Annotated in this window: 1 protein-coding gene; it reads right to left on the reverse strand. The window is 65.5% G+C overall.

Annotated elements, in window-relative coordinates; all coding sequences use genetic code 11:
* On the reverse strand, positions 1-1,411 hold a 1,411-nt coding region (locus tag QZ332_RS13700; RefSeq protein WP_295766458.1), incomplete at its 3' end, for a hypothetical protein.
* Positions 1,412-1,499: the final 88 nt, after the last annotated feature.

Raw genomic sequence — 1,499 nt, forward strand, 5'->3', positions numbered from 1 at the left:
TCCCTTCAAAGATTTTGGGGAACACCTCGGTCAGCGTGACCGGGCGGTCCATCCGCCGGACGGCGACCCGCGTGGGGCGGAGCTCGTTGCGTTCCAGGATGCCGGAGACGGCGTCCCCGATCTGCTTGGAGAAGGGCACCGCCGCGTCCGGGCAGGAGATCTGCACGTCCACGCTGGTCCCCTGGGCGGTGAGGATGACGTCGAACAGCCCCAGGGACTGGACGTCCATCTTGAACAGGAAGCGCATGGACTTCTGCCCTCCGCCCGCGGCGCGGCCCTGTTCATCCTCGGCGTTGGGGTCCACCCACAGCTCGGAGAAGAGCATCCGCCCGTCCCACTGCAGGGGGATGAGGTAATGGTTGATGGGCATATAGACGCTCTCGTTCACCAGCATGGCGGCGATGAGGTTCTGGAACGCCTGCTGGACCTCGGCGCTGCCCTCGCCCCGGAAGGCCCGGGCCGCGGCGGCGGCCAGATGGTCGGAGAACTCGACGGCCTTGGAGCCCGCGTCCCCGGCCCCCCGGCTCCGGAGCAGGAGGAGGAGGGACTGGTCGTCGATGCCGCCCAGCTGGCTCTTCAGCGTGCCGTAGCCGCTGAGCTGGTGGAAGCTTTCCAGCAGCTTCTCCTCCGAGCCGTTCTCATACCGGGCCACGTTCAGCGCCAGCATGGTCAAAAGGGCCCGGGGCGTGCCCATGTCATGGGTCCGCTCCACGTAGGAGGACATGTAGGGGAAGATCTCCCGCTGGAGCAGGGAGAGGTTCCCCTTCCGGTCCCCCGCGGCGATGCCGTTTTGGAGCTGGGCCATCAGGTCCCGGAGCTTCTCGGCGAAGCTGGCGGGCATGGCGTCGGCCATGGACTGGAGGTCCCGGAGGAGGTTGCCCTCGATATGGCTGGTGGAATCGAAGTCCACGTAGGTCTTGAGGAACTGGAGGATGTCGTTCTGGACGCCGCTGGAGGAGGCCCGGTCATAGGCGTTGCGCAGCAGGGCGAACAGGGCGCCGCCGAAGCGGGTGCCGGTCCTGAGCTGGCCGCTGAGGAACTCCGTCAGCTGGCCCTCGTCCATGCGCAGCATCTCCAGCAGCCGGCCCAGCTCCTCCGCGATGCCGGAGCTGAGGCCGGAGGAGACGACGATGCCCTCCCGTCCGGAGAAGATGCGGGCGAGGCTCTGCGCCAGGGAGGGGGTCTCCCGCAGCCGCTGGAGGAAGGTCTGGAAATTGGAATCGTACCGGATGCCGCCGTCCCCCTGCAGGTTGCTGCCCTGCTGTTCGGTCCGCCCGTCGGCGCGGACGACCTTGCTGGGATCGGGGACGTTTTGGATTTGTGTATTTTCCGGGGAGAGGGTGACGTTCCGGTTGACCGTGGCTTTGTCGTAACCGGGCACCGGATTGGTGGCGCCGAGCAGATCGGGCATTACTTTGACACCTCACAGAAAAAACTTGCCGCCGCTACTTATTTTTTTAGCGCAACAGGTCGATAGTAATGAAAAAGGCTGATAAGGT

Origin of the sequence: uncultured Oscillibacter sp., from assembly GCF_910584465.1 — a bacterium.
Lineage (GTDB): Bacteria > Bacillota > Clostridia > Oscillospirales > Oscillospiraceae > Oscillibacter.